General features: G+C 72.8%; 21 protein-coding genes. 5 read left to right on the forward strand and 16 right to left on the reverse strand.

Features of this window, described 5'->3' with window-relative positions; genetic code table 11:
• Positions 1-34: 34 nt before the first annotated feature.
• The 4 genes from ACQUSR_RS10690 to ACQUSR_RS10705 form a co-directional block, all read right to left on the reverse strand.
• Positions 35-1,126, reverse strand: a complete 1,092-nt coding sequence (locus ACQUSR_RS10690) for a YlbL family protein (RefSeq protein ID WP_431042327.1) — start codon at positions 1,124-1,126, stop codon at positions 35-37.
• 124 nt (positions 1,127-1,250) lie between these two features.
• Positions 1,251-1,403: a hypothetical protein gene (locus ACQUSR_RS10695; protein ID WP_431048009.1), complete on the reverse strand. Its 153-nt coding sequence runs from the start codon at positions 1,401-1,403 to the stop codon at positions 1,251-1,253.
• A gap of 156 nt (positions 1,404-1,559) precedes the next feature.
• Positions 1,560-2,021: a molybdenum cofactor biosynthesis protein MoaE gene (locus ACQUSR_RS10700; RefSeq protein WP_431042328.1), complete on the reverse strand. Its 462-nt coding sequence runs from the start codon at positions 2,019-2,021 to the stop codon at positions 1,560-1,562.
• Positions 2,022-2,090: 69 nt separating this feature from the next.
• A complete protein-coding gene (locus ACQUSR_RS10705; protein WP_431042329.1) occupies positions 2,091-3,200 on the reverse strand; it encodes an SDR family oxidoreductase in 1,110 nt (369 codons plus the stop codon).
• A gap of 192 nt (positions 3,201-3,392) precedes the next feature.
• On the opposite strand from ACQUSR_RS10705, the gene ACQUSR_RS10710 reads away from it, so the two are divergent.
• Both ACQUSR_RS10710 and ACQUSR_RS10715 read left to right on the forward strand, forming a co-directional pair.
• Complete coding sequence (locus tag ACQUSR_RS10710) at positions 3,393-4,817, forward strand: zinc-dependent metalloprotease (RefSeq protein ID WP_431042330.1); 1,425 nt, start codon at positions 3,393-3,395, stop codon at positions 4,815-4,817.
• Complete coding sequence (locus ACQUSR_RS10715; RefSeq protein ID WP_431042331.1) at positions 4,814-5,341, forward strand: NUDIX hydrolase; 528 nt, start codon at positions 4,814-4,816, stop codon at positions 5,339-5,341. The genes ACQUSR_RS10710 and ACQUSR_RS10715 overlap by 4 nt, the downstream gene beginning before the upstream one ends.
• Positions 5,342-5,424: 83 nt before the next feature.
• Here the strand turns inward: ACQUSR_RS10715 and ACQUSR_RS10720 are convergent, their stop codons facing one another.
• The 4 genes from ACQUSR_RS10720 to ACQUSR_RS10735 form a co-directional block, all read right to left on the reverse strand.
• Positions 5,425-6,183: an AIM24 family protein gene (locus ACQUSR_RS10720; protein ID WP_431042332.1), complete on the reverse strand. Its 759-nt coding sequence runs from the start codon at positions 6,181-6,183 to the stop codon at positions 5,425-5,427.
• A gap of 17 nt (positions 6,184-6,200) precedes the next feature.
• Positions 6,201-6,884 carry an AIM24 family protein gene (locus tag ACQUSR_RS10725; protein ID WP_431042333.1) on the reverse strand — a complete coding sequence of 228 codons (684 nt, stop codon included), beginning with the start codon at positions 6,882-6,884 and terminating at the stop codon, positions 6,201-6,203.
• A gap of 10 nt (positions 6,885-6,894) precedes the next feature.
• Complete coding sequence (locus ACQUSR_RS10730) at positions 6,895-8,685, reverse strand: TerD family protein (RefSeq protein WP_431042334.1); 1,791 nt, start codon at positions 8,683-8,685, stop codon at positions 6,895-6,897.
• 122 nt (positions 8,686-8,807) lie between these two features.
• The gene (locus ACQUSR_RS10735) at positions 8,808-9,404 is read right to left on the reverse strand and encodes a M48 metallopeptidase family protein (protein ID WP_431042335.1); all 597 of its coding nucleotides are present in this window, start codon (positions 9,402-9,404) and stop codon (positions 8,808-8,810) included.
• A 197-nt stretch (positions 9,405-9,601) separates the two neighbouring features.
• Between ACQUSR_RS10735 and ACQUSR_RS10740 the strand changes: the two genes are divergently transcribed.
• Both ACQUSR_RS10740 and ACQUSR_RS10745 read left to right on the forward strand, forming a co-directional pair.
• Complete coding sequence (locus ACQUSR_RS10740; protein ID WP_431042336.1) at positions 9,602-10,744, forward strand: ThiF family adenylyltransferase; 1,143 nt, start codon at positions 9,602-9,604, stop codon at positions 10,742-10,744.
• Positions 10,745-10,824: 80 nt separating this feature from the next.
• Positions 10,825-12,237, forward strand: a complete 1,413-nt coding sequence (locus ACQUSR_RS10745) for an ABC1 kinase family protein (protein WP_431042337.1) — start codon at positions 10,825-10,827, stop codon at positions 12,235-12,237.
• Positions 12,238-12,343: 106 nt separating this feature from the next.
• On the opposite strand, the gene ACQUSR_RS10750 is transcribed toward ACQUSR_RS10745, so the two are convergent.
• The 5 genes from ACQUSR_RS10750 to ACQUSR_RS10770 all read right to left on the reverse strand — a co-directional run bounded on the left by ACQUSR_RS10750 (position 12,344) and on the right by ACQUSR_RS10770 (position 16,246).
• Positions 12,344-12,541 carry a hypothetical protein gene (locus ACQUSR_RS10750; RefSeq protein ID WP_304463824.1) on the reverse strand — a complete coding sequence of 66 codons (198 nt, stop codon included), beginning with the start codon at positions 12,539-12,541 and terminating at the stop codon, positions 12,344-12,346.
• A gap of 217 nt (positions 12,542-12,758) precedes the next feature.
• Entirely contained in the window at positions 12,759-13,079 is a 321-nt protein-coding gene (locus ACQUSR_RS10755; RefSeq protein WP_431042338.1) for a hypothetical protein, read from the reverse strand.
• Positions 13,076-13,441, reverse strand: a complete 366-nt coding sequence (locus ACQUSR_RS10760) for a WhiB family transcriptional regulator (RefSeq protein WP_431042339.1) — start codon at positions 13,439-13,441, stop codon at positions 13,076-13,078. Before ACQUSR_RS10760 ends, ACQUSR_RS10755 begins: the two co-directional genes overlap by 4 nt.
• Positions 13,442-13,577: 136 nt before the next feature.
• The gene (locus ACQUSR_RS10765; RefSeq protein ID WP_431042340.1) at positions 13,578-13,853 is read right to left on the reverse strand and encodes a hypothetical protein; all 276 of its coding nucleotides are present in this window, start codon (positions 13,851-13,853) and stop codon (positions 13,578-13,580) included.
• Between the two features lie 140 nt (positions 13,854-13,993).
• A complete protein-coding gene (locus ACQUSR_RS10770; protein WP_431042341.1) occupies positions 13,994-16,246 on the reverse strand; it encodes an ATP-dependent DNA helicase UvrD2 in 2,253 nt (750 codons plus the stop codon).
• 183 nt (positions 16,247-16,429) lie between these two features.
• Between ACQUSR_RS10770 and ACQUSR_RS10775 the strand changes: the two genes are divergently transcribed.
• On the forward strand, positions 16,430-16,669 hold the full coding sequence (locus tag ACQUSR_RS10775) for a mycoredoxin (RefSeq protein ID WP_431042342.1): 240 nt from the start codon (positions 16,430-16,432) through the stop codon (positions 16,667-16,669).
• 109 nt (positions 16,670-16,778) lie between these two features.
• Here ACQUSR_RS10775 and nudC read toward each other — a convergent pair whose 3' ends face one another.
• The 3 genes from nudC to ACQUSR_RS10790 form a co-directional block, all read right to left on the reverse strand.
• A complete protein-coding gene (nudC, locus tag ACQUSR_RS10780; protein WP_431042343.1) occupies positions 16,779-17,714 on the reverse strand; it encodes an NAD(+) diphosphatase in 936 nt (311 codons plus the stop codon).
• A gap of 104 nt (positions 17,715-17,818) precedes the next feature.
• Positions 17,819-19,228 (reverse strand): dipeptidase, encoded by a 1,410-nt coding sequence (locus ACQUSR_RS10785; RefSeq protein ID WP_431042344.1) that lies wholly within the window; start codon positions 19,226-19,228, stop codon positions 17,819-17,821.
• Positions 19,229-19,526: 298 nt separating this feature from the next.
• Positions 19,527-23,255, reverse strand: coding sequence for an ATP-dependent helicase (locus ACQUSR_RS10790; protein WP_431042345.1), 3,729 nt, complete (start codon positions 23,253-23,255; stop codon positions 19,527-19,529).
• Positions 23,256-23,274 lie beyond the last annotated feature (19 nt).

A 23,274-nucleotide genomic window follows, 5' to 3' on the forward strand; every position in this document is an offset into this window, starting at 1 on the left:
CGGGCCGGTCCCCGCGGGCGGGCCGCGGCGGCGCTCAGCCCTTGGTGCAGCGGGGCAGGTCGGAGGTCTTGCCCGCGCGGATGGCGTCGAGGGCCTTCACCGCGTCGTCGAGGGTGTGGACCTTGACGAGGGTGAGACCGCCGGGCACGTCCTTGGCCGCGGTCGCGCAGTTCTCCTTCGGGGTGAGGAAGTACTCGGCGCCCTTCTTGCGCGCGCCGATGGTCTTCATCTGGATGCCGCCGATGGGGCCGACCAGACCCTCGTTGTCGATGGTGCCGGTGCCTGCGACGAACTTGCCGCCGGTCAGCGGGCCCGGAGTCAGCTTGTCGATCAGGCCGAGCGTGAACATCAGACCCGCGCTCGGCCCGCCGACATCCGCCAGCCTGATGTCCATCCGGAACGGGAAGATGTAGTCGGTCGCCGCCTCGATGCCCACGATGGCGCGGTTCTCGCGGGGCCCCGCCTTCGTGGTGGTGATGGTCACCGGCACGGCGCCCTCGGGGGCCTTGCCGCTCTTCTCCGCCTGCGCGGCGTCCTTGGCCGGGACGATCGAGAAGACGACCTTCTCGCCGGGCTTGTGCCGGGTGACCAGCTTGCTCACATCCTCGGTCGAGCGCACCGGCGAGCCGTCGACCTCCTTGATCACGTCGCCCGCGTGCAGCTTGCCCTCGGCGGGCATGCCCTTGCGGACGCTCCCGACGACGGTGAAAGAGCGGACCGGGATCTTCAGGTGTTTGAGCGCGGCGACCTTGGCGCTCTCCTGGGACTGGCTGAACTCCTCGGCGTTCTCCTGGGTGACCTCTTCGGCGGTCTTGTCGTCCGGGTAGAGGGTGTCGTGCGGGACGACGATCTCGTCGTCCGCCAGCCAGCCGTGCACCGCCTCGAAGAGGTTCATCCGGTACTCGGACCCCGTGACGCGGACGGTGGTCATGTTGAGGTGCCCGCTGGTCTTGTGGGTCCCGTGCCCGCTGATCTGCAGCACCTGCTCGCCGTTGTGCTCGCCCAGGGTGTTGTACGTGGGCCCGGGTGACATCGCGGCGTACGGCACGGGGATGAGCAGTCCCGCGCAGAGCAGCGCGATCAGCGTCAGCAGTGAGGCGAGCATCGTCGCAGTGCGGCGTGGCATGGAACGACAGTACGGGAAGGGTGCACCTGTCCACCGCTGGGGCCATCCGTACCAGCGGTCCCCCCGGCGCCCGCGTTGGCGGACGCGTACGGGTACGCCGTCCGAAGGACCCGGCAGGGGTCGGTCAGGCGGCGTCGGAACCGGAATGTGACCGCTCCATCGCCTCACGGAACCGGGCGTACCCGGCTAGCTCGGCGACATCCCCACTCTTGCGGTTGCGCGTGGCCCAGCCCGCGTACAGAACGGCCATCACCGCGGCGACAACCGGAATGAGCAACCAGAGAAGCGCACCCACAGCGGCCTCCCGACCCCTTGTGCAACCGCAACTGACAGATGAGCAGATTAACCGTCCGCCTGATCAACGCTCACCGCAGGGTGGGGGTTACGCAACCGCTGCACCGCCATCGGGGGAGCCCTCGGGGCCGGGCGAAGGTCAGCAGGCGCCGACCCAGTCCTCGGTGCCGTCCGCGTACTTCTGGTGCTTCCAGATCGGGACCTCGCGCTTGAGGTCGTCGATCAGGCGGCGGCAGGCCTCGAACGCCTCGGCGCGGTGCGGGCAGGAGACGGCGACGACGACGGCCAGGTCCCCGATCGCCAGCTCCCCGACCCGGTGGACGGCGGCGAGCGCGCGCACCGGGAAGTCGGCCGCGACCTTCTCCGCGACGCGGCGCAGCTCGGCCTCGGCGGTGGGGTGGGCGGAGTAGCCGAGCGCGGCGACATCGGCGCCGCCGTCGTGGTCGCGTACGGTCCCCACGAAGAGCGCGGTCCCGCCCGCGGAGTCGTCGCCGACGGCTCCGAACACCTCGTCCACCGACAGGGCGGTGTCCCGGATCGCGAGGAGACGGATCGGGTCGGCCACCGCCTGCTCACCCGGGTGCTCGTACGTGCGTGCCATGGGGTCCATCGTGCCGCACACACCCTGGTTACGGAATACCGTAATGCGGAAAACAGTTTCCGATCGCGGTCAGATCCGGCGGCGCGCCTTGCGGGCGCGGCGCACCAGGGCGGCGGTGCCCAGGAGGGCGACGGTCGCACCGGCGGCCCCCGCGGCCGTGGCGTCCTTGCGGCCGAGCCGGCGGCCCGCGACCGTGTGCCGGCCCGCGACCTCCTCCAGGAGCTCGGCCAGCACCTCCTCGTTCGTCCACTCGGGCCGCCAGCCCGCGGCGTGCAGTCCGCTGCCGCTGACCGCCCACGGGTGCATGGTGTAGGCGAGGTCGCCGGCCGGCGACGGGGTCAGACCGAGCCGGTGCAGCCGGGAGGCGGCCCCGAGCGCGACGGCCGACGGCAGTTCCATGCGCCGGATTCCGGACAGCTCCTCGACCTCCTCCTGCTCCAGCCAGCCGTCGCAGCCGACCGCCAGCTCCCCCTCGACCTTCTCCAGCGCGGCGTACTCCAGCGCGCTGACCAGGTCCTCCACGTGGCAGAACTGCCACGTGGGGCGGGAACCGGCGACGACGAGCAACCGGGGGGACTCGAAGTAGCGGGTGAGCGCGGTGTCGGTGCCGCCGACCAGCACGGCGGGGCGCAGCACGGTGACGTTCAGCCCGGGATGGGCGCGGGGCGCCCGCCGCCCCAGGTGCTCGATCTCCAGCAGGTCGCCGACTCCGGTGGCCTCGGCGGTGGCGCGCAGCTCCGCGTCCTCGGCCAGTGGAACATCGTTGTCCGGCAGCGCCCCGTAGACCATCGAGGAGGTGCACAGCACCACCCGGTGCACGCCGGCCGCCGCGGCGGCCGTCAGCACGGTCTGAGTGCCGCGCACGTTGTACGCGGTGCGCGCGGCCGGGTCCGTACCCAGATCGAGGTCGATCGCGAGGTGCACGACCACGTCCGCGCCCCGCAGCTTGTCTGCGATGGCCGGGTCGCGGACGTCCAGCACGTGCCAGTGCGCCTCGGCGACGTCGCCGCGCCGCTCGTCGAGCGCCACGACCTGCTTGATCTCGTCGGACTCGACGAGTCTCCGCGTCAGCAGCGCACCGACACCGGACGCGGCGCCGGTGACCGCCACGACAGGGCGTCTGGCGGTACGGGCCGTCTCGTTTCGCGCTGCGCGAACTTCTGACTCTGGGGAACTCACCGGGCGTCTCCAGCGGTTGTCATCAGTACGTACGCGTACGACGTGTACGTACGAGGTGACGTCCATCCTGCCGCAGCCCACGGACCGGCGGAGCACCGAGCCCGGAAACGGCCGAGGTGTCTACGCTGGGTGGTGATGTCGGGCATTCGCCGTCGGCGCAGACGCCGGCGGCCCTACGAGCCGAGGAAACCCGTGAGTGACACCCCATTCGGATTCGGCCTTCCGCCGGAGGAGCCGGAGGACGGCGACAACGGCAAGAAGAAGGGCGGCCAGGGCGGCAACGAGGGCCCCGCGAATCCGTTCGGGTTCGGTGGCGGCATGGGAGGCGCGGACAACCCCTTCGCCGCGATGTTCGGCTCGCTGAACCCGAGCGATCTCGGCGCCGCCTTCCAGCAGCTGGGCCAGATGCTGTCCTACGAGGGCGGCCCGGTGAACTGGGACATGGCCAAGGACATCGCCCGGAAGACCGTCGCCGGGGGAACCGCCGACGGCGGCAAGGACGCGAGCGTCGGCCCGGCCGAGCGCGCCGCGGTCGAGGAGGCCGTGCGCCTGGCCGACCTGTGGCTGGACGGGGTCACCTCCCTGCCGTCCGGCTCGGGCGCGGCGGTGGCGTGGAGCCGCGCCGAGTGGGTCGAGGCCACCCTGCCGGTGTGGAAGGACCTGGTGGACCCGGTCGCGGAGCGCGTCGGGACGGCCATGGGCGACGTCCTGCCCGAGGAGATGCAGGCCATGGCGGGCCCGCTGCTGGGCATGATGCGCTCCATGGGCGGCGCGATGTTCGGCTCCCAGATCGGGCAGGCGCTGGGCGTCCTGGCCGGGGAGGTCGTCGGCTCCACGGACATCGGGCTGCCGCTCGGCCCGGTCGGCAAGGCCGCGCTGCTGCCCGTGAACATCGCCGCCTTCGGCTCCGGCCTGGGCGTACCCGAGGGCGAGGTGCGGCTGTATCTGGCGCTGCGCGAGGCGGCCCACCAGCGACTGTTCGCCCACGTGCCGTGGCTGCGCTCGCATCTGTTCGGCGCGGTCGAGGGGTACGCCCGCGGCATCAAGGTCGACACGGCCAAGCTGGAGGACGCGGTCGGCCACCTGGACCCGACCCACCCCGAGCAGCTCCAGGAAGCACTCCAGCAGGGCATGTTCCAGCCGGAGGACACCCCCGAGCAGAAGGCGGCGCTGGCCCGGTTGGAGACCGCTCTGGCCCTGGTGGAGGGCTGGGTGGACGCGGTCGTGCACGCGGCCGCCGCCCCGCATCTGCCGTCGGCTGACGCGCTGCGCGAGGCGCTGCGGCGCCGCCGGGCCACCGGCGGACCGGCGGAGCAGACCTTCGCCACCCTCATCGGTCTGGAGCTGCGGCCACGGCGGCTGCGGGACGCCTCCAGGCTGTGGGCCTCGCTGACCGACGCACGCGGCCTGGAGGGGCGCGACGGGCTCTGGGAGCACCCGGACATGCTCCCGACGGCGGCGGACCTCGACGACCCGGACGGGTTCGTCCACCGCGAGCAGCTCGACTTCTCCGAACTGGACAAGATGCTCGGCGAGGCCGCGGGCGGCGGCACAGGGGCGGGGCCGGCGGCCGAGGAGACCGGCGAGGACGAGACCAAGGGCGACAGCGAGAAGTGAGCCTGCACCAGGACGCTGCCCGGGTCCTCACCGAGTGGCCCGCGCCCGACGACGAGCAGGAGCGGCTCCGCCGGGGCTACGGCGAGCATCTGGCCACGTACCCCGACGGCATATGGCGGGAGTGCGCGGACGGGCACCTCACGGCAAGCGCGCTGGTGATCGACCCGGTGCGCGAGCGCGTGCTCCTCACGCTCCACCGCAAGCTGCGGATGTGGCTGCAGATGGGCGGCCACTGCGAGCCGGGGGACCTCCGGCTCGCGGACGCGGCGCTGCGCGAGGCCACGGAGGAGTCCGGGATCGCCGGACTGATGCTGCTGCCGGGCGGGCCGGTGCGGCTGGACCGGCACCAGACCCCGTGCGCCTGGCATCTGGACGTGCAGTACGCGGCGCTGGTGCCCGAGGGCGCGGTCGCGGCGATCAGCGACGAGTCGCTGGACCTGCGCTGGTTCGGATACGACGAGGTGGCGGACGTGGCCGACGAGTCGGTCCGCCGTCTGGTGACCCGTACGCGCGCGCTGCTGTGACGGCACGCGGGTAGCGAGCGAGCCGAAGAGCGCGCGGACGCCCTTCCTCCGAGAACTCGGAGGAAGGGCGTCCGCGCGTGCCTTCAGTTGTTCCAGATGTTGCCCTGGTTCTGGCCCCGGGCCCCCTGCTGGCCCATGCCGAACTGGGCGGCCATGCCCTGGCCGACGACCGCGTTCTGCGGCGGCAGCTGCTCGCTGGGCTGGACGAGGGCGTAGCCCTGGCCGAGGAAGCTCAGCTCCCAGCCCTCGCCGGTGTTGCCGCGGCGCCGCCACACCCCGGAGGAGTGCGTCTGCGCCTGCATCTGGACGCGCAGCGAGGACGACCAGGCGACGATCGCGTCGGCGTCGGCGTTGACGTACTTGTCCGGGGTGACGTGGAGCATCAGGGGCTGGCCCGAGGTCATCAGCACGACCTTGCCCTGCCCGGAGATGTTGAGGTTGTACTTGCCGGAGCCGGAGATGCCGTACTGGCTGTCCACCGCGATCACCTCCCAGTGCAGGGTGGAATCGAGCGCGAGGACGTAGGACGCGTCGACGGTGAGCCCGTCATGGTCCACGTCCATCACGTGGACGTACTGCGCCAGGTTGGCGAAAAAGATGCTGCCCTGGCCCGAGCAGCGCATCAGGTCCAGGCCCTCGCCGGTGTTGGCACGGGCGCGCCGCTGCCCCTGGGTCTGGTACTCGCCGTCGAACTCGATCAGCCCCTGGTAGGCGACCATCGTGCCCTTACGGGCGAGCACGTCGTCGTGGCCGGTGAGGGCGACCCGGAGCAGCTGAGGGTTCTGCAGGGTGTAGCGGTCCTGGCTCTGGGCCTCGGTGTGGGCGAAAAGCGGGCTCTGCATGATGTGTTCGCTCCCCCTCAGCCCCGGGCCCGGAGCCGGTCGGTACTGTCCTCGCTGGGCTGTACGACGACGAAGCCCTGCCCGGAGAAGCCGAGCTGGTACGCCTCGCCGCTGCCCCGGCCGATCATCGATGAGGCCTTGAAGCTGCGCTTGCCCTTCATCTTGAGGTTGGTGGACCAGGCGACGAGCGCGTCGGGGTCCACATACGTCTCGTCCTCACCGCGGCCGCAGTCGACGACGATCGGGGTGCCCCGGGAGGTCAGCGCGACCCAGCCCGTGCCGGAGACGCCCACGTTGAACAGGCCCTGTCCGGCGAACTTGGCCATGCCCTTGACGCGTTGCACGCCCCACTGGAGGTGCGCGTCGAAGGCGAGGAGGTTGGTTCCGTTGACCGACAGGGAGTCGCCGTTGAGGTTGACGCAGACGACGTCGGCACCGTAGTCGGCGAGGTAGAGCACCCCGTCACCGCTGCACTTCATCAGCGGTGCGCCCTCGCCGGTCAGCCACTGGGAGGCCATCTGGCGGACGGCGGGCGGGTTCGGCTCGTACTGGACGAAGCCCTCGTACGCGACCATCGAACCGGTGCGCGCGAAAAGGTCCTGGCCGCTTTGCATGGCGACCTTGAGCATGCTGCTGCCGTGGTTCTCCATACGGGCGGAGACCGGGGTCGCGGCGTAGCCCGCGATCAGTTGCTGGTCCATGACGGTCCCCTCACACCTCGTAGGGCTGGACGACGATGAAGTTGCCGGGCGCGCCGCGGAACTGGAGGTTCACGGTCTCCCCGCTGTGGCCGGGGTAGGCGGCGCGGCGCAGCCGGACCTGGCTGGAGATGATCACCTGGGATCCGGCGGACCACGCGACGATGGCGTTGCTGTCGGCGAACGTGGTCGGGGTGACCGGCAGCACGACCGGCGTGCCCTGGGTCTTGACCACGACGGTGCCGGTGCCCTGGAACTGCATGGTGAACAGCGCGCCACCGGGGATGCCGTGCCCTTCGATACGGCGCACCTCGTGCTGGAGCGACTCGTCGAAGGCCAGGACGTTCTCGGCGGAGACGCACACCGCGTCGCCCTGCAGTTCGATCGGGTGGATCTCGGCGGCGTTCTCGGCGAGGAACACCTGGCCCTGGCCGGAACAGCGCATGAGCTGCATCTCCTGGCCGGTGGCGTTGCCGACGATCCGGCCGCGGAAGCCCGCGCCCTTGTAACCGAAGTCGACCTTGCCCTGGTAGAGCACCATGGTGCCCTGGCGGGCGAGCACGGGCTGGCCGCCGACGCCGAGGTCGACGCGGATCAGCTTGGGGTTCTGCGGCGTCCAGCGCTGGCCGGTGGGCGCCTCGCGGTACTTGGCCAGGGCGGCCTGGACACCGGGGGCCGCGGCGCCCTGCGGCGGCGCTCCCTGGGGCTGACCCGGCTGTCCGTACGGACCGGGCTGCCCGGGGAACTGACCCGGCTGGGGCGGGAACTGGCCGGGCTGACCCGGCTGTCCGGGGAACTGGCCCGGCTGCTGACCGGGCTGGCCGTGCTGGCCCGGGTACGGTCCCGGCTGGCCGGGCGGCGGCGTCTGCTGGCCGGGGTACTGCCCGGGCTGGGCGTACGGAGCCTGCTGCGGGCCCGTTCCGGGCTGCGGCTGCTGACCGGGGAACTGGCCGGGCGCTCCGGCGGGTCCGGGCGGCGGGACCGCACCGCCGGGCGGGGTGATCGGCGCGGCGATCGTCGGCGCGGCGTGCATCTGCGGCGCGACGGGGGCGGCCGGCGGCGGAGTGCTGCCGGGCGGGGGCGCGAAGCCCTGAGCGGCGGACGGCTGCGGGGCGGGGGCCGTGGGCGGTGTCGCGCCCTGCGGCGGACCGAAGTCGGGGGCGGGCGCGGCCGGCGGAGCGGCGGCCGGGGCGGCGAATCCGGGCGCGGCGGCGGCCTGGCCGGGCGGCGCGAATCCCGGGGTGGCGTTCTGAGCCGGGGCGGGCGCGGGCTCCTCCTCGGCGACCTCACCGCCGAAGTTCCGCAGCAGCGCCTCGAGACCGCCGTCGAAGCCCTGCCCGACCGCGGCGAAGCGCCATACGTCCTTGAGGTAGAAGTCGCCGAGCATCACGGCCCGCTCGGTGCTGAACTCCGAACCGCTGAACGAGTAGCGCACGACCTCCTCGCCGCCCGCCACGATCCGGATGTAGCCGGGGCCTATCTGCGACATCTGGCCGGCGCCGTCGAGGGTCGCGGTGAAGGACAGCCTGTGGATGTGCTGCGGGATGCTGTCGAGCGTGACGCGGAAGGACTCGGTGTCCCCCGCCTGCGCGCCGAGCTGCTGGATCGCTTCCTCGGGCGATTTGGGCTGGTTGAAGAAGACGAAGTAGCGGTCGTCCGACAGCCGCTCGCTCGCGTCGAGCCCGAAGCAGCTGATGTCGAAGGACAGGCCAGGCCCAGCGATCTGCACACCGATGTACAGGTCCCTCCCGGCTGTCAGGTCACTGATCTTGGCCTTGTGGCCGCGCTGGAATTCCCTGCCCATACGTAACGACCGTCCCCCATCCCGGAACCGGAGAGTGCATTGCGCGCCAGGCTAACCGCTGCCGCCGACTTTGAGCGACGCCGGGGCGGTGCTGCCCGGTTCCCGGGTCCGGAGCGGGCCGGTCATTCGCTCCGGGCGGTGGGCAGGTGCGGCAGCCGGTCGGCCGCCACCACACCTTCCAGGTAGCCGCGTGCGCGCTCGGTGCGCGGATAGGCGTCGAGCAGCCGCCAGAAGCGCGGGCCGTGGCCGGGGACCAGCAGGTGGGCCAGTTCGTGGAGGAGCACGTAGTCGACGACGTACTCGGGCATGCCTTGGAGCCGGTGGGAGAGCCGGATACTGCCCTCGGCCGGGGTGCACGAGCCCCAGCGGGTGTTCTGGTTGGTCACCCAGCGCACGGTGGAAGGCCGGGCCCGCCCCTCCAGGTACTGGTCGGAGAGCGAGGCGGCGCGGGCGGCCAGCTCCGTGTCGCCCAGCATCCGCTTGCTCTCCTGCGCCGCGAGCTTGTCGAGCATCACGGTCACCCAGCGGCGCTCCTCGGCCTCGGACATCCGGGCCGGGATGAGGACGATGGTGCGGTCGCCCTCGCGGTAGGCCGAGACGGTTCTGCGTCGGCGGCTGCTCCTGCGGACCTCGACTGCGCGGGGCCCGGAGCTCTGCGTCTGCGTGCTCGGGGCGTTGCGCTGGGGCTTCGCGGCGCTGTGCAGGGGGTCGGCGGACACGCCTCGACGTTACCGGCTGGGGGCGGGGGAAGTCCCGCCCCGCACGCCGGTGGCAGGTGAACCGCTGCACAGCGTTCACGACTTGTACGACTATTCCCCACCCCTGTGGATAACTTTCTGCGGCCGTCCCGGATCCGGCGCAAGCTGAGACCGGATCGCACCGCACCGGCGGTGCGACGGGGAACAGGGGGACTGGCATGCATCCGATGCTCAAGCCCGCGCTGCGTCGCGGCTGGCGGAACAGGGACACCGTGCAGTTCGGGGTCACGACGGCGCACGCGGTGGTCATGGGCCCGATGGACACCGCGACCGGCAGCTTTCTGGAACTGCTCGACGGGACCCGCGACCTGCCGCTGCTTCGGCGGGAGGCACAGGCACTGGGATTACCGGAGAGCCGGGCCGACGCGCTCGTGGACCGGCTGGGCGCGGCTGGGCTGCTGGACGATCCGACCGGCGGCGGCGAGCAGGCCACCGTGCTGCGGAAGGCGGACGGCGCGCTGGACCGGCTCCGTCCGGACCTTGCCGCCGCGTCGGTGCTGCATCCCGTGCCGGGTGCGGCGATGCGGGTGCTGGGCGCGCGTCGGGCGACGCGGGTGCGCGTCAGAGGCGCGGGCCGGGTCGGGGCGGCGGTCGCCGCGCTGCTGTCGGCCGCGGGGGTCGGCCAGGTCGAGGTGCTGGACGGCGGCTGTGTCGAGCCGTGGGACGTCACACCCGCCGGGCTGGCGGCGGACCAGGTCGGCGAGCGCCGGGACGTGGCGGCGCGGCGCCTGGTGCGGAGGGCGGCGCCCGCCGGACAGGCCCGCCGACGATCCGGTAGGGGTTCGGCGGCGTCCGACCCGGGTCTGGCGCTCACGGTGATCGCGCCGCGCGACGGTCTGGGGGCCTACGCGCCGGACCCGGCGGAGGCGGAGCCGCTGCTCAGCTCCGGGGCTCCTCATCTGTACGCGGGAGTGATCGAGGGCACGGGGGTGGTGGGTCCGTTTGTTGTGCCGGGCGTCACTCCCTGCGCGGGATGTGTCGCGGCCGACCGCGCCGAGCGGGAGCCGTACTGGGGGCGGCTGCTCGCGCAGTGGCGCTCCGGTCGCCGTCCGGCGGTGCCGGCCTGCGACACGGCGCTGGCCACCGTGGTCGCGGGTGTCACGGCGGCCCATGCGCTCAGCTTTCTCGACGGGCACCTGCCGCCCACCGCGGGGTCCCGCCTGGAGCTGGTGCTGCCCGCTCTCACCTGGCGTCCGCGATCCCTCCAGCCGCACCGGGACTGCGGCTGCGGGGCAGGCAGTACCGCGGATGAGGGATATGCCTCAGCAGCGCAGACGTCGCACGCAACAATGGCCAGGTGACCGGCGTCCGCTGAGTGGGCGACGGGGGTCCGGGGGGCACCTCCCGGGGACGGCTCAGCTGTAGGAAGTTGGAGGGGCGCATGTCTGATCTTCCGCGCAAGGCGATCACCCGTACCGCCAAGTTGGCCGCGCTGCCGTTGGGGTTCGCCGGACGTGCGACCTGGGGACTCGGCAAGCGGATCGGGGGGCGTCCGGCCGAGATCGTCGCCCGTGAACTGCAACAGCGCACAGCCGAGCAACTGTTCAAGGTGCTCGGGGAGCTGAAAGGCGGCGCGATGAAGCTCGGGCAGGCGATGTCCGTCTTCGAGTCCGCGCTGCCGGAGGAGATCGCCAAGCCGTATCGCGCGGCCCTGACCAAACTGCAGGAAGCGGCGCCACCGATGCCCGCCCCCACGGTCCACGCGGCGCTGACGGAGCGGCTGGGCCCGGACTGGCGTGAGCTGTTCCAGGAGTTCGACGAGAAACCGGTGGCCGCGGCCTCGATAGGCCAGGTGCATCGCGCGGTGTGGCACGACGGCCGTGAGGTCGCGGTGAAGGTGCAGTACCCGGGGGCGGGCGAGGCCCTGCTGTCGGATCTGAACCAACTGAGCCGCTTCGCCAAGGTGCTGGCGCCGCTGGTGCCGGGGCTGGACATCAAACCGCTGATCGCGGAGCTGCGCGACCGGGTCGCGGAGGAGCTGGACTACGAACTGGAGGCGCGCTCCCAGCAGGCGCACGCGGAGGAGTTCGCCGACGACCCGGATGTGGTGGTGCCGAGCGTGGTGCACCAGGCCGAGAAGGTGCTGGTCACCGAATGGCTGGAGGGCACCCCGCTGTCGGAGGTGATAGCCCGGGGCACCTCCGAGGAACGGGACCGGGCCGGTCAGTTGCTGACCCGCTTCCTGTTCTCCGGCGCCTCCCGTACGGGACTGCTGCACGCCGACCCGCACCCGGGGAACTTCCGGCTGGTCACCTCGGAGGCCCCGGAGGGGCCGGCGGAGAAGTGGAAGCTGGGGGTGCTGGACTTCGGGACGGTGGACCGGCTGCCGGACGGGCTGCCCGCGGAGATCGGGGTCGCACTGCGGATGACGCTGGAAGGCGACGCCGACGGCGTGTACGCCCTGATGCGTGAGGAGGGGTTCGTCAAGCCGTCGATCGAGATGGATCCGGAGGCCCTGCTCACCTATCTGCTGCCGATGATCGAGCCGGCGCAGGTGGAGGAGTTCGAGTTCACCCGCAAGTGGCTGCGCGGGCAGGCGGCGCGGGTCGCGGACCGCAAGTCGCCGCTGTACGAGCTGGGCAACCAGATCAATCTGCCGCCGTCCTACCTGCTCATCCACCGGGTGTGTCTGAGCACGATCGGCGTGCTGTCCCAGCTGGGTGCGACGGTGGCACTGCGCGCCGAACTCGAGGACTGGGTGCCGGGATTCCTGGCCGAGGAGGACGCCGACGGGGAGGCGGAGGCGGACACCGGCTCGGAGGCAGCGGCAGCAGCCGAGGAGACTCCGGCCTGAGGGGTCGCGGCCCGGCTCCGCACTGGGCCGCGTCCACGCGGGGGCCTGCCCGCCCGCCGGCGGGTACGGGTCGCGCCTGTCGGCTACTACGAGGAGGTCCCGACGCCTACCACCAGGAGGAGTCGAGACGGCTCTCGATGGCCCGGATGTTGTCGCGCGCGCAATCGACGCAGAAGTAGCAGCGCCTACGGTTCTCGACGGAGCAGGTCCAGTTCAGCGGCATGCCCTCGGCCACCGCGCCGCAGCGGGCGCAGGTGACGGTCTCGGACTCCAACTGCACGGCATCATGCGTGTTCTGGTCCACCTGGAGACGATATCTCCGACGGTTACGCACGGATGGCAAACGCGCCCTCGTCACCCCCCTTCGGGGGAGGGCAGCCCCTCGGAGGGGGCCGTCCCGCGAAGGAGAGCGGTGAGGCGGGGCGGAGGGCCGGCCGGCCTGAGCGGGTACGCCGGAGGGCCGGTCGTGTGAACCGGCCCTCGGGGTGTGCTCTGGGTGTGGGTTGTCCGGGTTGCCAGGGTCAGTGCATGACGGCCATGGCCAGCGCGCGGCGGGCGCGGAGCGAGGCACGCTCGGCCCGGCGCTGCATCCGGCGGGCGGAGGCGAGCCGTACGGCCGCGCGTTGAGACTCCGCCTCGTGCAGTCGTTCACGCATATGGGCACGGGCCAGGGCTTCTGGGATGAGTTGCATTTCTCGGGTCCTGTTCTTGCGCGACTCGGTCGCACCGGTGGTACGGGCTGTGGTGAAGGGGGCCGGCTCGTTGGCGGACGGCGTCATGGTCGGGTCCTGCTTCTTGGGGTCGTGCGTCGAGGGTCGATCGATCGTGCCGGCGGTGATCATGCCGCGACCGGGTTCTTGCGCGGACGGCCACGGGGCCGCTTGCGGGCTACGACGACCCCTTGGACGAACAGCTCGCCGCCCCAGACGCCCCAGGGCTCACGGCGGTCCTTGGCCCCGGCGAGGCACGCCTCGCGCAGCGGGCAGGTCTGACACAGGGACTTGGCGTACTCCACGTCGGCCGGCGACTCGGCGAAGAAGACCTCCGGGTCGTAGGAGCGGCACGGTACGGCTACGCCGAGGCTCTCGATGGCGTCGTCGAGCTCGGTCAGCGTGGTCGTGGGCGGGGTCAAGGAGTCCTCCGAGAGGTCGGGCGGGGGGATCAGGTCGGTCGATACGGACGGGGTGTGCGCCTTGAGTTGCACGGTGTGTGTTCCTCGTCTCTTCGTTCCGGCTGGTAGGCGGGGGTCGGGGTCTCCTGGCCCCGCCAGGGCAAATCAAAAGGGCCGCGGATCCCGGTGTGGGTTCCGCGGCCCTGGAAGGTGCCGACCTGATCGTGGATCAGGCTGGATGACTCCAGGGTTCGAGCCCGCGGAAGGCCCACATGGGGTGCTGCTGCTTCGTCTGGTGACCGGCACCATTGGCCGCCGTCGCAAAGGCATAGGCATTCGCCTGCGCCACTGCCGCTACCTCAGGTGCCTTGGTCGGTCGCTCGCTGATGCGCGCTTCCAGGGATCCGGACAGACCGGTGCCCTGGGTACGCAGCGAAGAGCCGAGCGGGCAGGCGAAGACGACCGAGCGATCGGTCATTTTGGTGGTCTTGATGAAGCTGATCATTTTTCTTCGCCTCCTCTCGGCGTCTCAGGGACTGGTGGAAGCCAGTCCGCGCGTGTCAGTACAACACGGATTCAGCGGCCCTGGAAGGCCCGTTGTCTCCGTGCTCGGAAGGCTATGGGTATGCCCTCCGCGGGCGCAAACTATTTTTCCAACGACTTTCCGGGGGTGTCGCGAGCGCCCTCGGAAAGATCGCCCAGCGGGTCCCGTGCGGGGTCCGCTCCGGCGCACAGTGCCAGAACTTCGGCACCGAACGCGTCGAGCTTGCGCCTTCCCACTCCAGAGATGCCGGAAAGCTCCGGTGCGGTTCCCGGAACGGCCTCGGCAATCGCGAGCAGTGTCTTGTCGGTGAAGACGCAGTAGGCGGGCTGGCCCAGTTCCCTGGCGCGCTCCGCCCGCCAGTCGCGCAGTCGCTCGTACAGGCCCTCGTCCAGTTCGGACGGGCAGTCCTCGCAGCGCATGAGCTTGATCTCGCCCGCGTCGGTCAGCGTTCTGCCGCACACCCGGCAGCGCGCCGGGGTCCGCCGCTTGCGCACCCGTCCGGCGCCCCGCTCGACGCCACCGGCGCTCTCCCCGGCGAACGCGGGCCGGTGGGCGGAGCCGGCGGCGGAGCCCGGCCGCAGCCCGTTGAGGAAGCGGCTGGGCCTGCGGCCCGGGCGGCCGCCGGGTGCCCGGCTGAGCGACCAGGAGAGCGTGAGGTGGACGCGTGCCCGGGTCACGCCGACGTAGAGCAGCCGCCGCTCCTCCTCGATCTGCTGGTCGGTCCTGGCGTAGGTGATCGGCATCATGCCTTCGGTCAGGCCGACCAGGAAGACGGCGTCCCACTCCAGCCCCTTGGCGGCGTGCAGTGAGGCGAGAGTCACACCTTCCACGGTCGGGGCGTGCTGGGCGCTCGCGCGCTCGTCGAGCTCCGCGACGAGGTCGCCCAGCGTGGCGTCCGGGCGGGCCCGTACGAAGTCCTCAGCGAGCCGCACAAGGGCCGCCAGGGACTCCCAGCGGTCCCGCACCGCCCCCGATCCGGCCGGGGGCTCCGGCGTCCAGCCACGCGTGCCGAGCACGGCGCGGACCTGGGAGGGGATGTCCACGTCCACCAGCGCCGGGTCGCTGCCTCCGGCGCGGGCCGCGCCGCGCAGCAGCAGCCCCGCCTCACGCACCTCGGGCCGCTCGAAGAACCGCTCGGCGCCGCGCAGCTGGTAGGGGACCCCGGCGTCGGCGAGTGCCTGCTCGTAGAGCTCGGACTGGGCGTTGACCCGGTAGAGCACCGCGATCTCGCTCGGCCGCGCCCCGGAGTCGATCAGTCGGCGGATCCGGCGTGCGGTGCCCTCGGCCTCGGCGGGCTCGTCCCCGTACTCGCTGTAGGCCGGGTCGGGGCCCGCGGGCCGCTGGGACACCAGCTCCAGCCGGTGGTCGGCGGCGCGGCCCCGGGCCTGGGCGAGCAGGCCGTTGGCCAGGTGCACGACCTGGGGGGTCGACCGGTAGTCGCGGACCAGCTTGACCACGGTGGCCCCGGGGTGGCGGGTGCGGAAGTCCAGCAGATGGTCGGGGGTGGCGCCGGTGAACGAGTAGATGGTCTGGCTGGCGTCGCCGACCACGCACAGGCTGTCCCGGTCGCCGAGCCACAGCTCCAGAAGCCGCTGCTGGAGCGGGCTGACGTCCTGGTACTCGTCGACGACGAAGTGCTGGTACTGGCGGCGCACCTGGTCGGCGATATCCTGCCGCTCCTGGAGCACGCCGACCGTGAGCAGCAGCACGTCCTCGAAGTCGATCACGCCCCGGTCGCGCTTGAGCTGTTCGTACCCCGCGTAGACGCGGGCGATCTCGGCGGCGTCGCGCGGGGCCTCCCGGCCCGCCCTGGCGGCGGCCGCCGGGTAGTCCTCGGGAACGGTCTGGGTGACCTTGGCCCATTCGATCTCGCCGGTGACATCCCGCAGCTCGTTGCGGTCCAGCCGGATGCGGGCGCGCGCGGCGGCCTCCGAGACGACCTGGACCTTGCGCTCGACCAGCCGCGGCAGGTCGCCGCCGACCGCCTTCGGCCAGAAGTACTGGAGCTGGCGCAGCGCGGCGGAGTGGAAGGTGCGCGCCTGGACCCCGGCGGCGCCCAGCTGCCGCAGCCGGCCGCGCATCTCGCCCGCGGCGCGGTTGGTGAAGGTGACGGCGAGCACGCTCGCGGGCTGGAGGATGCCCGCCCGCACCCCGTACGCGATCCGGTGGGTGATCGCGCGGGTCTTACCCGTGCCCGCTCCGGCCAGCACACACACCGGCCCGTGCAGGGCCAGGGCCACCTCGCGCTGCTCGGGGTCCAGCCCGTCGAGCACCGCGTCGGCGTCCCCCGGCGGAGCCGCGTACCCACTCGGTGCGGCCCCTGGGAAGAGGGTGGAAGGCGTTGCTGCTGTCACCCCGCCATGCTGCCAGGTCCCCGGCGGCGGCCGGTCCCGCTCGTCCACAGGCAGGCACCGCCGGTCATACTTATCCGCCTGCCAATGCGCTCCGCCCGGTGCCGGGAATGGCCAGGGGCCAGTGCGCGTTGGACCACTGAAACCACGGCGAGACCCCGCCAGAACCTAAGGAGCCGAGGACCGATGCAGGGCACTGTGACGATGTACAGCACCACCTGGTGCGGCTACTGCCGCCGCCTGAAGAGCCAGATGGACCGCGAGGGGATCGCGTACACCGAGATCAACATCGAGCAGGACCCGGAGTCGGCGGCGTTCGTCGAGAAGGCGAACGGCGGCAACCAGACGGTGCCGACGGTGCTCTTCGCCGACGGCACCACGCTGACCAACCCCTCCCTCGCCCAGGTCAAGGCGAAGGTCGGCTGAGCGAGCGGAGATCGGCTGACCGCGGCGCAGGCCCGGCCGACCTGCGAAGATCCGCCCCGGGAAGGTCGGACCCGCGAAGGTCCGGTCGGCCAGGCCGAGCCCGGCCGGCTCAGCCCTGCGGCAGTGGCTCGCCGTACCACATCTCGACCAGGCGGGCCGCGATGGAGATCCCGGACGGAGGCAGCACCTCACCGGTCTCGAACGCGGCCCGCAGCTCGTCCCGGGAGAACCAGCGCGCCTCGTGGATCTCCTCGCCGTCCACCTGGATCCGCGAGGAGGTGGCGCGCGCCATGAAGCCGAGCATCAGGCTGGACGGGAAGGGCCACGGCTGGCTCGCCACGTACTCGACCGAGCCGACCGTCACGCCCGCCTCCTCCGCGACCTCGCGGACCACGGCCTGCTCGATCGACTCCCCCGGCTCCACGAAGCCCGCCAGGGTGGAGAAGCGCCCCTCCGGCCAGTGCACCTGCCGCCCGAGCAGCGCCCGGTCCTGGTCGTCGGTCACCAGCATGATCACGGCCGGGTCGGTACGCGGGTAGTGCTCGGCGCCGCACGCCGGGCAGCGCCTGATGTGCCCGGCCGCCGCGATCACCGTGCGCTCACCGCAGCGCGAGCAGAACCGGTGCATCCGCTGCCAGTTCTCCAGCGCCACAGCGTGCGCCAGCAGCCCGGCGTCCCGCTGGGACAGCAGCGCGCCCGCCTCCCGCAGCCCGGCCGGGCGCGCCGACTGGTCCATCCGCCCCGGCAGCGTGTCCTTCTGGAGCGCGAAGTAGCGCACCCCGTCCTCGTCCGTGCCGAGGAAGTAGCGGTGGGTCTCGGTGGGCGGGGCCTCGAACGCCGGGGTCATCACCAGCTCGGTGCTGCCGTCCGGGGCGTCGTCGATCAGGGCCTGTCCGCCGGAGACCACGAAGACCCGCGTCGTGGGGTGGCTCCACGCCGCGGCGAGCCACGCCTCGTCCAGTCGGTGGTGTGCGGCGCGGTCGATGCCGCTCTCGGCGGTGAGCGCGATCGGCCGGGTGACGCGGTGATCGGTCCAGGTGGTCACGGCTGCTTCCAACTCCCCCTACGACGGCGACTTCGGCTTTGCGTAACGACACGGGTTCGGGCTCTGCGTAACGGCGCGGGCGGCGGTGCGCGGGGCGCCGCCGGCTAGTCCCCCAGGGCGGGGCGCCAGTTCTCCGCGAGGTCGCCCCACAGGTAGGCGGCCGTCTCGACGCCCTTCATGAGCAGGTCCAGCTCGACCTTCTCGTTGGGCGCGTGCCAGCCGTCGGACGGCACCGAGATCCCCAGGAACAGCACCGGCACCCCGAGCACGTCCCGCAGATCGGCGGCCGGTCCCGAACCGCCCTCGCGCGTGAAGCGGATCTTCTGCCCGAAGGCGCGTCCCATGGCCCGTACGACGGACTGGAGGGCCGGGTGGTCCAGCGGCGTGAGGCAGGGGCGGGTGGCGCCCCAGAAGGTGATCTCGTGGCGGATCCCGGCCGGGAGGCTCTCGGCCACCCAGGCCCGTACGGACTTCTGGACGACGTCCGCGTCCTGGCCCGCGACCAGCCGGAAGGACAGCTTCAGCTGCGCGGCGGACGGGATGATCGTCTTGCCGCCGGGGCCCTGGTAGCCGCCGCCGATGCCGTTGACCTCGGCGGTCGGCCGGGCCCAGACGCGCTCCAGCGTGGTGTGCCCGGCCTCGCCGAGCGTGGCGTGCGAGTGCGCCGTACGCAGCCAGGCGGACTCGTCGAACGGCAGCTCGGCGAAGAGCTCGCGCTCCTGCTCGGTGAGTCCCAGCACGCCGTCGTAGAAGCCGGGGATCGCCACCCGGCGGTCGGCGTCGTGCAGCGCGGCGGCCAGCCGGGCGGCCTCGACGGCCGGGTTGGGGACCGCGCCGCCGAAGGAACCGGAGTGGATGTCCTGGTCAGGGCCGTACAGGTCGATCTGGCAGTCGGTGAGACCGCGCATGCCCGTGCAGACCGTGGGGGTGTCCGCCGACCACATGCCGGTGTCGGAGACGATCACCGCGTCGCACGCGAGGCGGTCGGCGCGGGCGCTCACCAGCGCGGGGAAGTTCGGCGAGCCGGACTCCTCCTCGCCCTCGATGAGCAGCTTGACGTTGACGGCGGGGGCGGTACGGCCGGTGGCGGCCAGGTGCGCCCGGATGCCGAGCGTGTGGAAGAACACCTGGCCCTTGTCGTCGGCCGCGCCGCGCGCGTACAGCCTGCCGTCGGAGACGACCGGCTCGAAGGGATCGGTGTGCCAGCCGTCCTCGCGGGCGGCGGGCTGCACGTCGTGGTGCCCGTAGACCAGGACGGTCGGCGCGTCGGGCTCGCCGGACGGCCACTCTGCGAAGACGGCCGGTGCGCCGGGCGTGTCCCACACCTCCACGGTCGGGAAACCGGTCTCCGCCAGCTTGTCCGCCAGCCACCGGGCACTGCGCCGCACGTCCTCGGCACGGCCGGGATCGGCCGATACGGAAGGGATGCGCAGCCACTCGGCGAGGTCGTCGAGGAAGGCGGCGCGGTGGCCGTCGACGAAGGCGCGGACCGCGGTGTCCGGGGTGTCGCTCATGGAGACGAGCCTATCCGCCCGGCGATGCGAGATGATCCGCGGTCCTGGGGGCTCGGTCCCGGGGCGGCCCTGAGGGCCCGGTCCGGGGCGTACCTGGGGGCCTGGTCCCGGGCGGCCCCGGGGCTCGGTCCCGGGGCGTCCCTGGGAGCTCGGCCCCAGGGCGGCCCTGAGGGCCCGGTCCGGGGCGGCCCCGGGGGCCCGGTCCCGAGGCGACCCCGGAGGCTCGAGTCCGGGGGCGACCCTGGGGCCCCGGTTCCCGGGAAGTCCCTGGGAGCCCGCCCGGTCCCGGGAGGTCCGGTCATGGCCGCCGCGGCGGGTGCTCACCGGTGAGCGGGGGGTCTTCGCCGGTGAGGATGCGTTCGAGGGCGGGCCGGTCCGGGAGGGAGGCGGGGCGGACGACCTCGCCGTCGCGCACGTACAGGAACGCGGCCGTCACGGCGGAGAGCGGCAGTCCGTGCCGCTCGGCCCAGGCGAGGCGGTAGACCGCGAGCTGGAGCGGGTCGGCGTCGTGGGATCTGCCGGTCTTCCAGTCGACGATCTCGTACGTGTCCCCGTCGGCGCCCCGCTCCCGGTAGACCGCGTCGATCCGGCCGCGGATCGTACGGCCCGCCAGGACGAGCTGGAACGGCGCCTCGACTCGGTAGGGCGTGCGCTTGGCGTACGGGGTGCGGGCGAACGCCTCCTTCAGCTCCGCCAGATCCCGCTCGTCCGCGATCTCCGGTTCGTCGTCCGCGCCGCCCGGCAGCTCATCGGGCCCGAGCAGCGGCAGCGGCAGTTCCTCGAAGCGCGACTCCACCCACGCGTGGAAGCGCGTGCCACGGCGCGCGGCGGGCTGCGGCGGCCGGGGCATGGGACGGGCCAGCTCCTCCGCGAAGGCATCCGGGTCGGCGGCGAGCCGCAGCAGCTGCGTGGCACTCAGCACGGGCGGTACGGGGACCTCCCGTACGGTCGCGCGGGCGCGCCGCAGCTCACCGGCCAGGGCGTCGAGGTCCCGGTCCCAGGAGGCCGCCAGCCTGGCCTCCTCGGGCGGCAGCGGCTCGCCGTCCGACAGCGGCTCGGGGGGCGCGCCGAAAGAGGCGCCCTCCCGCCCCGGCCGCCGGGCCTCGTGCTGCGGCCGCCTGGGCGCGGGCACGGAGGAACCACCGCCGGGGCGCGGGGGCCCGTGCGGCGCCGCGGCGTGTCCGGTGGAGCCGGGCGCCTCCGGCGGACATGTCCCCTGCCCCGCCCCTTCCCGAAACCGGGGCTCCGCCCCAGACCCCGGAGGAACGGGGGCGAAGCTCGCCAGGCCATGGCCTGGGCAGCTGACCTGTGCACCGCCCGCAGGGTCGGACGGCTCGCTGTCATACGGGGCGCCGTACGCGTCATCCTCGTACGGAACACCGTCATACGGATCGTCCAGATCGTCGTCCGGCGGCGGGGGCCAGTCCGGGTCCTCAGGTGGCTCAGGCCACGCGTCCTCCTGCCGCTGGGGAGCCCGCACCGCCCGGTCAAGGCGGTCCAGGTGGCCCAGGACCGCATCGGCCGCGCGGCGGCGCCTGGCCAGCGCGTCCGGGTCCAGCGGCAGCGGCCACACCCGGTCGGTGGCCGCGGCGGCGCGCAGGGCAGGGTTCCCCTCGTCCTCACCCGGCGGCTCCGCCCACGCCTCGACCTCACCGTGGTCCGCGCCCGCCTCGCAGTGCGCGCGCAGCGCCTCGAGGAACGCCGACGGCCCGCGCGGCTTCTTCTGGGTGGGTCCCCACCAGTGACCGGAGCCGAGCAGCAGGGAGCGGGGGCGGGTGAAGGTGACGTACCCCAGCCGCAGCTCCTCGGTGCGCTGGTGCTCCTTCATGGCCTCCTTGAAGGCCGCCATGCCCTTGCTGTGCCACGCTTCGACGTCCGGGAGGGTCGCGGCGTCGCCGCGCAGCGCGTGCGGCAGCACCTTCGCGTGTCCTGTCCAGGACTCCCGGGCCTGCTCGCTGGGGAACTGCCTGGCGACGAGGCCCGGAACCGCCACGACGTCCCACTCCAGCCCCTTGGACTTGTGGGCGGTGAGCACCTTGACGGTGTTCTCGCCCCCGGGGAGGGCGTTGTCCAGGCCCTTCTCGTACTGCGCGGCGGTGCGCAGGAAGCCGAGGAAGGCCAACAGTGTGGACTCGCCGTCCAGGGCGGCGAAGTCGGCGGCGACGTCCAGGAAGTTGTGCAGGGTCTCGCGGCGGCGGGCGGCCAGCGCGTGCGGCGAGGCCGACAGTTCGACTTCCAGACCGGTGACCGCGAGCACCCGGTGGAGCACGTCCATGAGCGGGTCGGCGAGGGAGCGGCGCAGGTCGCGGAGTTCGGCGGCGAGCCGGGCGAAGCGCACCCGCGCCTCGGCCGAGAAGGGCAGCCCGTCATCGGTCCCTCGCCCGTCCTCCCCAGGGCTCCCCGTGCGCCCTGGGCTCAGGAACGTGTCGAGGGCGTCCGCGAGGGAGACGACCTCGGCCGGGTCCACGCCCTCGACCGCCTCGGCGAGCCGCCGGTCGGGGTCCGCCTCCGCGTCGCCGCCGTGTCCCGTCCGTACCAGGAGGCGGGCCCGGCGGCCGAGGAGCGCCAGGTCGCGGGGGCCGATGCGCCAGCGCGGGCCGGTCAGCAGCCGTACGAGCGCGGCGTTGGCCGACGGGTCCTGGAGCACCTCGCACACGGCGACGAGATCGGCGACCTCCGGCAGGTGCAGCAGCCCGGAGAGGCCGACCACCTCCACCGGGACGTCTCGCTCCACCAAGGCGCCCTGGATCTCGGCGAAGTCTGTGGCCGTACGGCACAGGACCGCGATCTCGCCCGGCGGGGTGCCTGTGCGCACCAGATGGGCGAGGGAGTCGGCGAGCCAGGCCAGCTCCTCCGCGTGAGTGGGCAGCAGGGCGCAGCGGACCAGCCCGTCCCGCTCCGCACCGGGGGCGGGACGCAGCGCTTCGACGCCCTCGTGGAGGGCGCGCAGCGGTGCGGCCAGGGTGTTGGCGAGGGTGAGGAGGCGACCGCCGCTGCGCCGGTTCTCGCTGAGCGCGAAGCGCCGGGCGGGGCGGCCGTCGGCATGCCGGAAGTGTTCGGGGAAGTCGTCCAGGTTCGCCACGGAGGCGCCGCGCCAGCCGTAGATGGCCTGGCAGGGGTCGCCGACCGCGGTGACGGCGTGCCCGGTGCCGTCGCCGAAGAGGCCGGACAGCAGCAGCCGCTGGGCGACGGAGGTGTCCTGGTACTCGTCCAGCAGCACGACCGTGAACTCCTCGCGCAGCATCCGGCCGACCTCCGGCCGGGTGCGCGCGAGGGTGGCGGACAGCGCGATCTGGTCGCCGAAGTCCAGCAGGTCCCGGCCGCGCTTCTCGGCGCGGTAGGACTCGACCAGGCCGAGCAGTTCCAGGCGGGCGCGGGCGGCCTCGGGCACCTTGCGCAGCGCCTCGTTGGTGAGCTTGGCGCCGTCGAGTTCGGCCAGCAGCCCGGTGTCGTACTCCCGCAGCCGCTCGGCGGGCACCAGGTGCTCGGCGAGCTCCCCGTCCAGGGCGAGCAGGTCGGTGACGAGGTCGGCGAAGGGCCGGGTGAGCGCCGGGTACGAGCCGGGGGCGGTGCGGAGCACCTGGGCGGCGAGCTGGAAGCGGGTGGCGTCGGCGAGCAGCCGGGCGGTCGGTTCGAGGCCGACGCGCAGGCCGTGGTCCTTCAGCAGCTGCCCGGCGAAGGCGTGGTAGGTGGAGATACGGGGTTCGCCAGGGGCCTGCTCGGGGTCCGCGGGGGCCGGGTCGGAATCGGTGACGCCGGCCTTGGCCAAGGCCTTTCGGACCCGTTCCGCGAGCTCTCCGGCGGCCTTGTTGGTGAAGGTCAGCCCCAGCACCCGCTCGGGCGCGACCTGGCCGGTGCCCACCAGCCATACGACGCGCGCGGCCATCACCGTCGTCTTGCCGGAGCCCGCTCCGGCCACGATCACCTGCGGGGCGGGCGGCGCGGTGATGCAGGCCGTCTGCTCCGGGGTGAACGGGATCCCGAGGAGCTCCTTGAGCTGCTCGGGGTCGGTGAGGCGTGGTGACACCCGAACGAGGGTATCGGCA

The sequence above is a fragment of the Streptomyces sp. P1-3 genome, from assembly GCF_050613155.1.
In the GTDB taxonomy this organism is placed as follows: Bacteria; Actinomycetota; Actinomycetes; order Streptomycetales; family Streptomycetaceae; genus Streptomyces.